The 13,697-nt window shown below is 64.6% G+C and carries 6 protein-coding genes and 5 pseudogenes; 1 reads left to right on the top strand and 10 read right to left on the bottom strand.

Going from position 1 to position 13,697, the window contains the following annotated elements; genetic code table 11:
• Positions 1 to 62: 62 nt before the first annotated feature.
• The 7 genes and pseudogenes from ACSJDS_RS05110 to guaB all read right to left on the bottom strand — a co-directional run.
• Positions 63 to 299: pseudogene (locus tag ACSJDS_RS05110) on the bottom strand (GMP synthase (glutamine-hydrolyzing)); the annotation flags it as partial.
• A gap of 75 nt (positions 300 to 374) precedes the next feature.
• Positions 375 to 2,132 (bottom strand): hypothetical protein, encoded by a 1,758-nt coding sequence (locus ACSJDS_RS05105; protein WP_473032338.1) that lies wholly within the window; start codon positions 2,130 to 2,132, stop codon positions 375 to 377.
• Entirely contained in the window at positions 2,129 to 3,742 is a 1,614-nt protein-coding gene (locus ACSJDS_RS05100) for a hypothetical protein (protein WP_473032336.1), read from the bottom strand. The genes ACSJDS_RS05105 and ACSJDS_RS05100 overlap by 4 nt, the downstream gene beginning before the upstream one ends.
• A 164-nt stretch (positions 3,743 to 3,906) precedes the next feature.
• A pseudogene (locus ACSJDS_RS05095) lies at positions 3,907 to 4,119 on the bottom strand (GMP synthase (glutamine-hydrolyzing)); the annotation flags it as partial.
• Positions 4,120 to 4,130: 11 nt separating this feature from the next.
• A complete protein-coding gene (locus ACSJDS_RS05090; protein WP_473032335.1) occupies positions 4,131 to 4,295 on the bottom strand; it encodes a hypothetical protein in 165 nt (54 codons plus the stop codon).
• Between the two features lie 200 nt (positions 4,296 to 4,495).
• Positions 4,496 to 6,073, bottom strand: a complete 1,578-nt coding sequence (gene guaA, locus ACSJDS_RS05085) for a glutamine-hydrolyzing GMP synthase (protein WP_473032334.1) — start codon at positions 6,071 to 6,073, stop codon at positions 4,496 to 4,498.
• Positions 6,074 to 6,253: 180 nt separating this feature from the next.
• Positions 6,254 to 7,722, bottom strand: a pseudogene (gene guaB, locus ACSJDS_RS05080) (IMP dehydrogenase).
• A gap of 147 nt (positions 7,723 to 7,869) precedes the next feature.
• On the opposite strand from guaB, the pseudogene xseA reads away from it, so the two are divergent.
• Positions 7,870 to 9,212 (top strand): annotated as a pseudogene (xseA, locus tag ACSJDS_RS05075) (exodeoxyribonuclease VII large subunit).
• Positions 9,213 to 9,227: 15 nt separating this feature from the next.
• On the opposite strand, the pseudogene glrR reads toward xseA, so the two are convergent.
• The 3 genes and pseudogenes from glrR to ACSJDS_RS05060 all read right to left on the bottom strand — a co-directional run bounded on the left by glrR (position 9,228) and on the right by ACSJDS_RS05060 (position 12,723).
• Positions 9,228 to 10,516: pseudogene (gene glrR, locus ACSJDS_RS05070) on the bottom strand (two-component system response regulator GlrR).
• 172 nt (positions 10,517 to 10,688) lie between these two features.
• Complete coding sequence (locus tag ACSJDS_RS05065; protein WP_473032333.1) at positions 10,689 to 11,228, bottom strand: hypothetical protein; 540 nt, start codon at positions 11,226 to 11,228, stop codon at positions 10,689 to 10,691.
• 1 nt (position 11,229) lies between these two features.
• Positions 11,230 to 12,723 (bottom strand): sensor histidine kinase, encoded by a 1,494-nt coding sequence (locus tag ACSJDS_RS05060; RefSeq protein ID WP_473032332.1) that lies wholly within the window; start codon positions 12,721 to 12,723, stop codon positions 11,230 to 11,232.
• Between the last annotated feature and the right edge of the window lie 974 nt (positions 12,724 to 13,697).

Below are 13,697 nucleotides of genomic sequence, written 5' to 3'. Positions count from 1 at the left end.
CACTGGGATGATCATGAAGAATCACTGCCGTCGCATGGAAAAGCAACAGCCCCATCCGCCGGTTATTGCGGATGCGCCGGTGCAGGGTGGTGGTCCCGCATCGACAAGCTGCTACATCGCACCCTGCTGGATGAGCACTGGACTTCCCCGAAAATCTCGTTGATGATGTGGTTGGAGACTGTCTCCAGCAGCTCATATGGCAAGTACACCCAGCGGGCGGTCATAAAGTCGATGGTTTTCACGGCGTGCAAGGCGATGACCCATTCGTAGCGGCAGCCGTCGCCAACCAACTTCAGCGATGGAAACACAGCTTAGGTAGTGTGGAATCTGGTGCCTTTCATCTTGTCGGGCCTGTCTTTCAGCAGATAGTGTTCTTACCAATGACTACCCGCCTTGCGACTGCTGCATCCCCGGATCCGGTGCTGTTTGCTCAGAGGTGGTACTGTCCGGTGCGGAACGATCCTGACCTTGCCAAACGTGCGGTGGCACAGGCATACGATAGTGACGGCAGGCCGCGAGCAGGAGGGGGGCAGGCCAATTCGCACAGCACTCACTCGCTCATGCAGCGGATGCTCCTTCATTACGCGATTCAGTAGACTAAAAACGGCCTCTAGCGAGTCGTCGAGTGGCAGACCTGGTACCGACAACCCATGATCTCGATCACCATCCCAGAAAATCTCATCTGTTCGTCCGTCGGGAACCCAGACTTGGTGAGTCATGTTCGGAGCGTGCTCTAACAACGTGCTACGCAAGAGTTCTGCGCGCTCCTGATCTCCGATCATCGCAAGCCAAGCGAGTACGAAGGTGTAAAGAATCCCCGCGCGTGTATGCTCTTCGAAGTATGCATCGCTGCGGTCTCTGGGGTGGGCAAGGACATCTCGATAATCTGTCGCCGGCGTCGGATAGTGCTGCCGAGTTCTCAGTCCGTTGCACAGGTGATCGGACATGCCACGGATGTAATCGGCGACATTAGAAAGACGGCCACGCACGTCTGCAAGTCGCATAAACAGAGCCAGCTCGATCGCGTAATCGTCCCGAACGGGGGCGGCAAGCGCCGGGTTCGCGTTCAGCATCCCGATTGCTATGTTAAGCACCTTATCCGCCCTTTCACTCATTGCCTGCGCAAACGCCTCGTCCTGCGTGGCACTAATGGCATCCAACCATAGTCCGTGTAGAGATAACCTCCCCAGCGTCTCGAACAGCGCCATGTTGATGTCGACCGCGCTGCGTGAATTTACGGCCATTGAAAGCGCGTAGCGCTTATCGGCGAATGGCCCAATTTTCTCGACGAGAAGAAGGTTGGCGATGATGATGTGAAGTTTCAAGACCTGATCGAAATGAGCCAGCCGCTCCTGCCGCGTCGAACCCTTGCGCAGACGAGTATTATCGCAATGCGGCCAGCTGCGTAGCAGCACCAGCTCAGATGCTAGATACGCTGCCTCAAGGTTATCGGCGTCACGGGCCCATACAAAGAGTATCCAAAGGCACAGGTAGGCCTTGCGTAGCTGGCGTGTCCGCTCTATCTGGTTCTTCGGCTCAGTGAAGATGATATCGAGCAAATGGCGGAAATGCCGATAAGCGACGTCGGGCTGATCAAGCATCGCTAGCGCCTTCTGAAACACCCCCCGGTTCTCGCTCTCAATTAACTCTGCACGTAACATGCCGCTGAGGATCAGATCCGCGAGGCGGTCTCCGTTCCACTCGGCGAAGTGAACGTTGGCTTTTTCTTCCCTCCGGCAAAAGCCGCTCCACTGAGCGCGAACATCCTCGCGCATCTCGCCACCCATGCAGATACAGATGACGATAGGCATATCCGCTAGATGCGGCGGGATACGGTTAGGGATATAGTCATCCAGAATCTCATTGAGCGAGGGGCGCACAGCCTGCTGACCTGTGTCCCAATGCTCCCGTGTCAAATCTCCAGACTTGATTGTGAAAAGGAACAGGCTTCGAGCACCATCGCGAGCTGGATTGGGGCCGACTGCAGCGACGTCGACACCTGCTTGCCGCGTGCCACGACGGGGACGGGTTAGAACTTCGAACCCACTCTCGGCCAGAAGATCGGGCAAAATAGCGTCGAGTTCGTCGCGTTCACGCAACGAGCGCAGATAGTGTGTCACGACGAGTTTCATCGTTGTTCTCGTGGTTCAAGCTTGAAGTGGACAAGCATGTGGTCGAGCCCGACTGGGTCAACAATATTTAGGAGAGGCAACTCGGACGAGATCGAGAACGATTTCATCTCGATCTCGGTTAGATGCGTGGCACCCTCACCGGTATGAATCGGCGTCAGCGACGAGCGGCCATACAGGATGTATTGTTTGGTGATTATATCCTCAAATATAGATTTTCGCCTCCCCTGCGCCATACCCCGTTCCATCTTCTCGTTCCACTGAACACGCTCTGACTCGCGCTGCATTTCGCTGGGGTGCAATTCAACCAAACGCTCAATACCCGCCATCGCGTCCTTAAATGCAGCCTTCCGTACGAGTAGTTCAGTAATACCAGAGCCGTTCGCTCCGCCGCCTCCGACATAGCGCTCAAGGTATTCCTTCAGCTTGCCACCATAGCTCAGGAGCAAGGGGTCGTAGATCAGACTGAAGACGTCACTTGCGATATCCGGATCTCCATCGCGAAGTACCGCTAACGGTATGGCAACCGCTGCCAGCGGATCGATAAAGAACCATCCGACAGCCTTGCGGCAGAGAAACAGCTGATCCGATGGCTCCGTTGGCAGGGACGACGCAGGGATTGAGAACGGTGGGTCAACGTTCCCAGCACTGCACACTTCGTTCGCCACGCATTTACGAGTGTGCACACTCCCATTAAGCAGCCAGTGAATAACCGCCCTACCAAGCACGTCAGTACCTGCTTGCGTCAGCGCATGGTAGGCACCCTGGAACGCGTCCAGAGTAATCCGTCCCTTTGAACGATCAATCAATTCACCAAGCAGGTGGATTACCTGTTCAGCGCACCCATCTCTCACAAGTTGGCATGAGGCATGATCAATTTTCGCGATGGTTCCAGTATTGCCTGGATCAACATCTACAACGGTATAGAGACACAGGTCTATGGCGTTCTCTGTGAGCCCTTCTCGATAACACCACAGGAGATCTGCCGCCAAGTGAATCGCGAATGGGCTGCGCGTCTGAAGGATCCGTTCGAGTTGTTCATCGAAACTGACTGGTGCGTATGCTTTTCGCTTTGCAGCAGCACGGTAGCCCGCTTCGAGGGACCGAAGGGCGATGTCCTCTTCGTCGCTGGATGCGCCCTGGAGCAGTGTGTCGAGTACCTCACCGTAGTGTTCACCCAATTCCATGGCACCCAAAGCCGAGATGGCTGCGAGCTTCGCTTCTCGACTGTGAGCTTGCGCGAAAATTAGGCCTTCCTCGACATCAGCGTTCATTAGGAGAACCGTGAACAGTTGACGCAGAGCAAGATTATCGCCGGCACGTACTGCTTCATAGACCTTGGAAGATCTAGCTGGGTCCTTCTTCGTCCATTCCCCAAAAGCGTTACTCGGGGCGCCAGAAGCCAAATCGTTGCCGCCTGCATCGAGCAGGCACGTGATGAAGGCGAGAAGGACGTCCTGATCTACATTCAGATGGGGAATCAGATCGCATAGAACATTCTGGACTAGGAAGAAGCGCGGTCCCACCAGCTCCGCCAGCGCTTCTTCGATATGGTGGTCAATCGGTGGCGCATCGGTAGCGTTCAATATGGCCGCGAGCGTCTCGATCCACACAGAATAGCGATCGTCCAGAGGCTGACATTCCCAATCCGCAACAGTACGAATCAAACCGCGTATGCGGAGCTGCGTAGCCAATTCCGTCGCGTCTATCGGTGTCCCCTCTGTCGCCATTAGTCTACCCATTAGATTCTTTGTTTCCAAAATAGCTTATAAGATTCTCAAAGCCGATGGAATTGATATGCGTGCTTCCACTCGATCGTCGCGGGGGGCTTGCTGCTGACGTCGTAGGAGACGCGGGATACGCCGGAGAGTTCGTTGATGATGCGGTTGGAGACCTTCTTCAGCAGCTCGTAGGGCTGGTGGGCCCAGCGGGCGGTCATAAAGTCGATGGTCTCCACGGCGCGCAGGGCGATGACCCACACCCGCCGCCGTCAGCTAGGCATCAGCGCCCTTCCTTGGCCTCTTCCAGGACTCGCTTCTGGCGCGCAATGGCATTGCTGATGACCTTGGCACGCAGTGCCTGCTTCTGCTCATCGGATGCATGTCGATGAAACCAGGTCAGCAAGGTTTTCTCGACCGAGGCTGGCTGATCGATATTTTTGTTCATCCGTTCCTATCCCGCTTGACCTGCTGCTCAAGACTTTCAGCTATTCAAATGTCAGCGGACCTATCTGCTTCCCTCTGGCGAACTTGTAAGCATTCCTTAGAGGTTGCCTCTGGGGCGAGGCCCCGACCCGAACAGACGGAATGAAGACAGGAAACCCGCCACGCGGGCGGGTTTCCTGGAGACTCAGCACGGCGACAGGCTCACTCCCACTCGATCGTCGCAGGCGGCTTGCTGCTCACGTCGTAGGTCACCCGCGAGACGCCGGAGAGCTCGTTGATGATGCGGTTGGAGACCTTCTCCAGCAGCTCGTAGGGCAGGTGGGCCCAGCGGGCGGTCATGAAGTCGATGGTCTCCACGGCGCGCAGGGCGATGACCCACTCGTAGCGGCGGCCGTCGCCGACCACGCCGACCGATTTCACCGGCAGAAAGACCGCGAAAGCCTGGCTGGTCTTGTGGTACCAGTCGGCGTTGTGCAGCTCCTCGATGAAGATGGCATCGGCCTCGCGCAGGATGTCGGCGTACTCCTTCTTCACCTCGCTGAGAATGCGCACGCCCAGGCCCGGCCCCGGGAAGGGGTGGCGGTAGACCATGTCGTAGGGCAGGCCGAGTTCGACGCCGAGCCTGCGCACCTCGTCCTTGAACAGCTCGCGCAGCGGCTCCACCAGCTTGAGCTTCATGGTCTCGGGCAGGCCGCCGACGTTGTGGTGGGACTTGATCACATGGGCCTTGCCGGTCTTGGCGGCGGCGGACTCGATCACGTCCGGGTAGATGGTGCCCTGGGCCAGGAAGTCGACGCCCTCGATCTTGCTGGCTTCCTCGTCGAAGACGTCGATGAAGGTGTTGCCGATGATCTTGCGCTTGGCCTCGGGGTCGGCCTCGCCCTCGAGCTTGCCGAGGAAGCGCGCCTCGGCGTCCACGCGGATCACCTTGACGCCCATGTGTCGGGCGAAGGTCTCCATCACCTGGTCGCCCTCGGCCTTGCGCAGCAGGCCGTTGTCGACGAACACACAGGTGAGCTGGTCGCCGATGGCCTTGTGCAGCAGGGCCGCCACCACCGAGGAGTCGACGCCGCCGGAGAGGCCCAGCAGCACGTGGCGGTCGCCCACCTGGTCGCGCACCCGGGCGATCTGGTCCTCGATGATCTGGGCCGGGGTCCAGAGCCGCTCGGCGCCGCAGATGTCCAGCACGAAGTGCTCGAGGATGCGCTGGCCCTGCAGGGTGTGGGTCACCTCGGGGTGGAACTGCACCCCATAGAAGCGTTTCTCCTCCCAGGCCATGGCGGCGATGGGGCAGCTCGGGGTGGAGGCGGTCACGGTGAACTCGGCGGGCACCCGGGCCACCTTGTCGCCGTGGCTCATCCAGACGTCCAGCAGGCCGCGGCCGGTCTCGTGGTCGACGTGGTCCTTGATGTCCTTGAACAGGGCCGTCTCTTCGTCGACGCGCACCTGGGCGTAGCCGAACTCGCGCTTGTTCGAGCCCTCCACGGCACCGCCGAGCTGCTCGGCCATGGTCTGCATGCCGTAGCAGATGCCCAGCACCGGCAGGCCCATCTCGAACACGCACTCAGGCGCGCGGGGCGAGCCGAGCTCGGTGACCGACTCCGGACCGCCGGCGAGGATGATGCCGTTGGGGTTGTACTCGCGGATCTCGGCCTCGGTGATATCGAAGGCACGGATCTCGGAGTAGACGCCGATCTCGCGCACCCGGCGGGCGATCAGCTGGGTGTACTGGGAGCCGAAGTCGAGGATCAGGATCTTGTGGGCGTGAATGTCAGTCATCTGGGGGCGTCTCTACTCGTATGGCGACGGGCCATGCTCACGGCGCATGAAAGAATAAGCAGCGTCGCTGGCTGAGCGTCAGGCTAGGCGAAAACGGCCGAAGCAGCGGAGTTGACGTGTTTGTCAATGAGCATGCTAAGGCCGTTTTCAACAACGCATGGCGCCAGTCCAGCGGCGTTGCTAGCCGGCTCGGTAGTTGGGGGCTTCCTTGGTGATTTGCACGTCATGCACGTGGGACTCGGCGAAACCGGCCCCGGTGATCTGCACGAACTGCGGCTTGGTGCGCATCTCCTGGATGTCGGTGCAGCCGGTGTAGCCCATGGAGGCGCGCAGCCCACCCATCAGCTGATGGACGATGGCGCTCATCACGCCCTTGTAGGGTACGCGGCCCTCGATGCCTTCCGGCACCAGCTTGTCGGCGCCGGCATCCTTGTCCTGGAAGTAGCGGTCGGAGGAGCCCTGGCTCTGGGCCATGGCGCCCATGGAGCCCATGCCGCGGTAGGCCTTGTAGGTACGGCCCTGATAGAGCTCGATCTCGCCCGGCGCTTCCTCGGTGCCGGCCAGCAGGCCGCCCACCATCACCGTGCTGGCGCCGGCGGCCACGGCCTTGGCCAGGTCGCCGGAGAAGCGCACGCCGCCGTCGGCGATCAGCGGGATGTCGTACTCCCTGAGCGCCTCGGCGACGTTGGAGACCGCGGTGATCTGCGGCACCCCGACGCCGGCCACCACGCGGGTGGTGCAGATGGAGCCCGGGCCGATGCCCACCTTGACGCCGTCGGCGCCGGCCTCGGCCAGCGCCCTGGCCGCCTCGGCGGTGGCAATGTTGCCGCCGATCACCTGCACCTGGGGAAGTGCTCCTTGGCCCAGGCGACCCGGTCGATCACCCCCTTGGAGTGGCCGTGGGCGGTGTCGACGATGATCGCATCGACCCCGGCCTCGGCCAGGGCGGCGATGCGGTCGGGGGTCTCGGGGCCGGTGCCCACGGCGGCGCCGACCAGCAGGCGGCCGTCGCTGTCCTTGGCTGCGTAAGGGAAGGTGCGCGCCTTCTCGATGTCCTGGAAGGTGACCAGGCCGCGCAGGTGGAACGCCTCGTTGACCACCAGCATCTTTTCGACCCGGTGCTCCTGCATCTTGCTCTTGATGACATCAAGACCGGTGCCCTCGGTCACGGTGACCAGGCGCTCACGGGGGGTCATGATATCGGCCACGCTGTCGCCGTGGTTGGGCTGGAAGCGCATGTCGCGCTCGGTGACGATGCCCACCAGGGCCTCGCCCTCCACCACCGGGAAGCCGGAGAAGCCGTGCTCCTGGGCCATGGCCAGCAGGTCCTCCAGCTTGGCCTTGGGGCCCACGGTGACGGGGTCCTTGACGATCACGCTCTCGTGCTTCTTGACCTTGCGCACCTGCGCCGCCTGCTGGGCGATGGTCATGTTCTTGTGGATGATCCCGATGCCGCCCTCCTGGGCCATGGCGATGGCCAGGCGGGCCTCGGTCACGGTATCCATGGCGGCGGAGACGAGCGGGATATTGAGAAAGAGATTGCGGGTCAGGCGGGTTCTGAGGCTGACGTCCTTGGGCAGGACCTCGGAGTAGCCGGGCACGAGTAATACGTCGTCGAACGTAAGAGCTTCTTGGGCCATACGTAGCATAGTCGGCAACACCCAGTGGACTGGTGAGAGGGAGGGGAGCGAAGTTAATCCACCATTATAGCGGCCAAGGGCGGGTGGCGTCACGGGGTGGGCAGGCCTCGCCGACATGGTAGCCTGTCGGTCTCGCCCAGCCCCGGAAGCCCAGCCATGCCCCCCACGACCGACCCCACCCTCTCCGTCAGCGACCTCAATCGCCTGGCCCGCCAGGCGCTGGAGCGCGATATCGGCGAGGTGTGGGTGGAGGGCGAGCTCTCCGGCGTCTCCCGCCCGGCCTCGGGGCATGTCTACTTTACCCTCAAGGACGCCTCGGCCCAGCTGCGCTGCGTGCTGTTTCGCACCCGGGCGCGCTTCGTGGCCGCGCCGATGCGCGACGGCGACCGGGTCAAGGTGCGCGGGCGAGTGTCGCTGTTCGAGCCCCGCGGCGACTACCAGCTGATCATCGAGGCAGTGCAGGCGGCGGGCGAAGGCGACCTGCTGGCCGCCCTGGAGCGGCTCAAGCGGCGGCTGGCCGGTGAGGGAGTGTTCGCCAACGCCCGCCCCCTCCCTACCCGCCGCGCCACCTGCTGGTGCTCACCTCACCCAGCGGCGCGGCGATTCGCGACGTGCTGGCGGTGCTGGCGGCGCGCTGGCCGCTGGCCGACGTCACCCTGATCCCGGTGCCGGTGCAGGGTCGCGAGGCGGCGCCGGGCCTGATCGCGGCGCTGGGCCTGCTCAATCGCCAGTCGGCGCTGGACCCGCGCCGCGACGCGGTGCTGATCACCCGCGGCGGCGGCAGCCTGGAGGATCTCTGGGCCTTCAACGACGAGCACCTGGCCCGGGCGATCTTCCATTCCCGGCTGCCGGTGATGTCGGCGGTGGGCCACGAGGTCGACACCACCCTGTCGGACCTGGCCGCCGATGCGCGCGCGCCCACGCCCTCGGCCGCAGCGGAGCAGCTGGTGCCGGACCGGCGCGACCTGACCCAGCGCCTGACGGCCCTGGAGGGGCGCCTGCTGCGCACCACCCAGGGGCGACTCGACGGCGAGGCCCAGCGCCTGGATCACCTGCGCGCCCGGCTGCGCCACCCCGGCGAGGTGCTCAGCCGCCAGCGCCACACCCTGGCGGAGCTCGACGCCCGGCTGGAGCGCGCCCTGCGCCAGCGGCTGGCCGCCGAACGGCAGCGCCTGGCGCAGCTGCAGCGGCGGCTGGCGGCGCGCCCGCCCCGCCGCGAGGTAGAGCAGGCCGGCGCTCGACTGGACGCGGCCCGGGCGCGGCTCGACCAGGCCATGCAGCACGCCCTGACCCGGCAGCGCGAGCGCCTGGCGGGCCTCGCCCGGGAGCTGCAGGCGGTGAGCCCGCTGGCGGTGCTCGGGCGCGGCTATGCCATCCTGCAGGACGACCGCGGCCAGGTGGTCCACCGCGCCGCCGATACCCGCCCCGGCCAGGCGCTGACCGCCCGGCTCGGCGAGGGGCGCCTACAAGTCGAGGTGAAGCGGCGCCTCAAGAAATAGGGGCTCCTAGCGCATTCAGGACTGCCCGCCGCCGGGCTTGAAGGCGCCGGGCTCGATCTCGTGGCGGTTGAGCAGCTTGTAGAAGTCGGTGCGGTTGCGCCCGGCGATCCGCGCCGCCTGGGTCACGTTGCCCTCGGTGATCTTGAGCACCTTGATCAGGTAGCTGCGCTCGAAGCCGGCGCGGGCGTCGCTGAAGGTGGGCAGGGCGCTCTCCTCGGCGGCCAGGGCCTGGGCCACCAGCGCCTCGGGGATCATCGGCGAGCTGGTCAGCGCCACGCACTGCTCCACCACGTTGACCAGCTGGCGCACGTTGCCGGGCCAGGCGCTGGTGGCCAGCAGGTTGAGCGCCTCCGGCGAGAACCCCTTGACGAAGGGTTTGTGGCGCGCCGCGGCCTGGGCCACCAGGTGGCGGGCCAGCAGCGGCACGTCCTCGGCGCGCTCCTTGAGCGGCGGCAGCCGAAGATTGACCACGTTGAGGCGGTAGTAGAGGTCCTCGCGGAACTCGCCCTGGTGCATGGCCTGGCTCAGGTCGCGATGGGTGGCCGAGAGGATGCGCACGTTGACCGGGACCGAGGCCGTGGAGCCCAGGGGGCGGATCTGGCGCTCCTGCAGGGCGCGCAGCAGCTTGACCTGCAGCGGCAGCGGCATGTCGCCGATCTCGTCGAGAAACAGGGTGCCACCCTCGGCGGCCCGGAACAGGCCGTGGTGCTCGCTCACCGCGCTGGTGAAGGCGCCCTTGGCGTGGCCGAACAGCTCGCTCTCCAGCAGCTGTTCGGGCAGCGCCCCGCAGTTGATCGCCACGAAGGGCTTGTCGGCGCGCGGGCTCGCCTGATGAATGGCCCGGGCCAGCAGCTCCTTGCCGGAGCCGGAGGCCCCGGTGACCAGCACGCTGACGTCGGAGGCCGCCACCATGCGCGCCTGCTCCAGCACCCGCTCCATTTCCGGGCTGCGGGTGATGATCTCGGCACGCCAGGCCTCGTCGCCCTCGCCGCCGGCCGGCGCCTGGGCCAGGGCCTCGTCGATGGCGGCGAACAGCTCGTCGCGGTCCACCGGCTTGGTGAGAAAGCCGAACACCCCTGCTGGGTGGCGCTGACCGCGTCGGGAATCGAGCCGTGGGCGGTGAGGATGATCACCGGCAGCCCCGGCAGCTGGCGCTGGATGGCTTGGAACAGCGCCATGCCGTCCATCTCGTCCATGCGCAGGTCCGATAGCACCAGGTCGGGGCGCTGGGCGCTCAGGCAGCGCAGCGCCTCCGCGCCGCTCTCGGCGGTGGTGACCCGAAAACCGCGACTCTCCAGGCGCATGCCCAGCAGGCGCAGCAGGCTGACGTCGTCGTCCACCAGCAGGATGTGCGCCCCGGTCTGGGATTCAGCGCGCACTTCGTTGCCGGCACGGCGGGTGCCGGGGGCCACGGGCCGTGGCATAGCGTGCAGTCGTGCCGCATCCATCACGTTATCTCCCAGTTGCCAGCCCCCTTCAGGGCGACTGCTGTCTCAGGTTGATGCTGCGCTCGATGGCGGTCAGCGCCTCGAGCTTCTCGGCCAGCTCGGCATTCTCGGCCTCGAGCTCGGCCAGCTCGCTGGCCGAGCGCGCCAGCCGCCCGGCCATGGCGCGCCGTCCTTCCAGCTCGTTGAGCCAGTAGCGCAGCAGCGGCTGCAGCTCGGTCGGCGCTTCACTCAGGTCGGCCTTGTACAGCTCCGAGGCCTGATCCCACTGGCGCTCGCTGCCCCAGGCAAGCACCACCGCGCGGGCCAGGCGGCGCTCGGCCTGGCTGCCTTCCAGGCGCTGCAGCATATCGCTGCGCCAGTCGCGGTCGCCGCGCTGGGAGGCCAGGCCGAAGGCCACCCAGTCGGGCAGCAGGCAGGCATCGTCGGTGAAGGCGGGCACCTCGGCCTCGCAAACCGGGGATACCTCCATCGCGGGCGCCTCGGCCTGCGAAAACGGCTGCTCGGGGAGCCACTGACAGCCCGCCAGCCATAGCGCCATTAGACAGGCGCCGAGAGGGCGAAACCTCATATCATTCATTCCTCGCGTCGATTCTCGTCTGGGCGGGCACCGCGTTGTCGGGGATTGTGCCAAGCGTCACCGGCCGATGCGGCAGGGCGAGTCGAAAACACACCGCCAGCGTCGGGTCGTCCACCAGCGTCAGCTCGCCCTGCTGCAGGCGGGCGCAGTCAGCGGCCACCGAAAGGCCGATGCCGGAGCCCTTGAGCGGCCCCTTGCGCCGGGTTCTCCCCTGATAGAAGGGCTCGAAGAGGCGATGGCGGTCCGCCTCGGCGATCGGCTCGCCGCTGTTGGCCACCTCCAGCCACAGCCACTCGCGGCCGGGCTGGGCCCGGATCACCAGCTCGCCGCCGTCCTCGCCGTAGGCGATGGCGTTGGACACCAGGTTGTCGAGAATGCGCCCCATGGCGGTCCGATCGGCGACCCACTCCAGCGGCCCGTCGAAGGCGGTGACCCGCATGCCCTTGTGCTCCAGCGCCAGGCGGTGCTTGGCCAGGGTGCTCTTGACCAGGGTTGCCAGGTCCAGCCGCTCCAGGCTCACGCGGCGGCTGTGCTGAAGGAGATTATAGTCGAGCAGCTGTTCGATGAGCCGCTGCAGCTCGCCGCCGCTGACGTCGATCAGCGTGAGAATCTCGCGCTGACGCGGGGTCATCTCGCCGGCCACGCCGTCGGCAAGCAGCGCCGAGCCCTCCCGCACGCTGGCCAGGGGCGTCTTGAGCTCGTGGGACATATGGCGCAGGAACTGTTGCTTCTGGGCTTCCAGCTCGCCGAGCCGCGACGACAGCCAGTCGAGCCGCTCGCTGAGCCGGACCAGCTCCGCCGGCCCCTGGATGGCCTGGGTCTCGGGCCCCTCCACGCCACTGCCGATGCCGAGGATACGGCGCTCCAGCTGGCGTACCGGGCGGATGATCAGCCAGCTGAACAGCAGCATCAGCGCAAGACTCGCCGAGACCAGCGCGCCGGTCTGCCACCACAGCCGCGTCTGCACCGCCTCGGCGCGCGCGCGGATCGTCTCGATGCGGGCATCGATCTGGCGGTTGGTGGCCTGGCGCATGGCCTCGGTGTGCTGGGCGAAGGGGCCGAACAGCGAGAGCCACACGCCCAGCGCCTCATCCTCCAGCTCACCGAGTCGGCCCAGCAGCACCAGCTGCTCGCTCAGCGCCAGGACATCGGGGTCGTTGGGCAGCAGCCGGCGATGCTCGGCCAGCAGGGCGGTGAATTCGGCGTGGCGCTCGGCGTAGATGTCGAGCAGGCTCTCCTGCTCGACCACCGCATACTGGCGAGCGCTGCGCTCCATTTCCAGCGCCAGGGCGCTGAGGGTGCGCGCCCGTCGGGTCTCCTCCACCGCCTGGCGCGCGCTGACATCGGCCAGCCGCGACAGCTCGGTGAGTGCCTGCCCGGCCTGGAACATCAGGACGCCGAGCGGCAGCATCACCACCAGAAAGGCCAGCAGCACCAGCTGCAGCAGGGAGCGTGGGCGCCAGCGACGCGAAACCCGTGAGGTCATGACCAGCGTACTATTCAGGAGTCGATAAGGGACCGCCATGGTGCATGCCTGCAGGATACCAGAGTTCAACGCCACACTCGGCGTTATGCCAACCGCCTGCGCCGCCGAAACGGCAAAAAAGGCTCTTCGCAGACTGGCGTGAACTGGGCCCTGTGGGAGGGACGGTTCGACGCCTCGACTTCAGCTCGCGAAGTAGCGCGCAGCGCTACCCATGGGGCGCCTGCGGCGCCTTCGCCCGGCAGAGCCGGCCTCCCACCAGAAAGCCTGCCAAACATGTTCACGCTCAAGTGCGATGAACCCAAAAAAAGGGCCGGCATGGCCGGCCCAAGTACGCAGGGAACTGAAGGGTTCGAAAGCATGGGCATCGTTCGCCTGGTCGAGCCATGTCCCACACTTTCGATGGGCCCGAGGGCCCCGAAGCGCTGCGCCGGCCGGTTAGCCACCAGGAGCGGGCCTGCGCAGGCGGGCGGCGAACCGCCCGGCTTCGTTCTTGCTGCGACATCGCCTCGGCCGGAGCCGGCGGCGCTGTCGCGAGATTCGATCCCCCGCAGGGGATGAGGCATCCGTGCCAGGGCTTCCGTGCCCTGCTGGTACCCTTCCTTGCCAAGCTGGCGGTACCCGTCTCATCGCAACCTTAGGTTACACATCGCGGAGCAGACACTGATCACCGTTGGGCCCGAGTGCACAGGGCATGGGGGTGGTACCCGAGCTTGCCGGTGATCCAAAGCGGTTCGAGCCGTTTGAACCGCTTCCGTTGCTCACCCAACCTATTGCCAGTTGCGTGCCAATAATAACCAAAAACCCAGTAATTCAACAGGTTAAAAACGCCACTCCAGCAGGAATCGAGGTTGAGCCGCGTCAATCGCGCATTTTCGTCGGTCTCGGGCAGGCATTTTGTTGCCATTTGGCGACGCCTATCGGGACAGAGAGGGAAAGCTGAATAAAATCAAATGAATAGGATGTTGCCAAATGCC

This window comes from Halomonas sp. SL18_1 (genome assembly GCF_055755715.1).
The sequence above is the reverse complement of the archived record's forward strand: the minus strand, read 5'-3'. Positions and strand labels throughout refer to the sequence as shown.

Bases quoted from the DNA above. Each gene is read 5' to 3' on its own strand.
- ACSJDS_RS05060 (WP_473032332.1), bottom strand. From the start codon at position 12,723: ATGACCTCACGGGTTTCGCGTCGCTGGCGCCCACGCTCCCTGCTGCAG.
- guaA (WP_473032334.1), bottom strand. From the start codon at position 6,073: ATGACTGACATTCACGCCCACAAGATCCTGATCCTCGACTTCGGCTCC.
- ACSJDS_RS05065 (WP_473032333.1), bottom strand. From the start codon at position 11,228: ATGAGGTTTCGCCCTCTCGGCGCCTGTCTAATGGCGCTATGGCTGGCG.
- ACSJDS_RS05105 (WP_473032338.1), bottom strand. From the start codon at position 2,132: ATGAAACTCGTCGTGACACACTATCTGCGCTCGTTGCGTGAACGCGAC.
- ACSJDS_RS05090 (WP_473032335.1), bottom strand. From the start codon at position 4,295: ATGAACAAAAATATCGATCAGCCAGCCTCGGTCGAGAAAACCTTGCTG.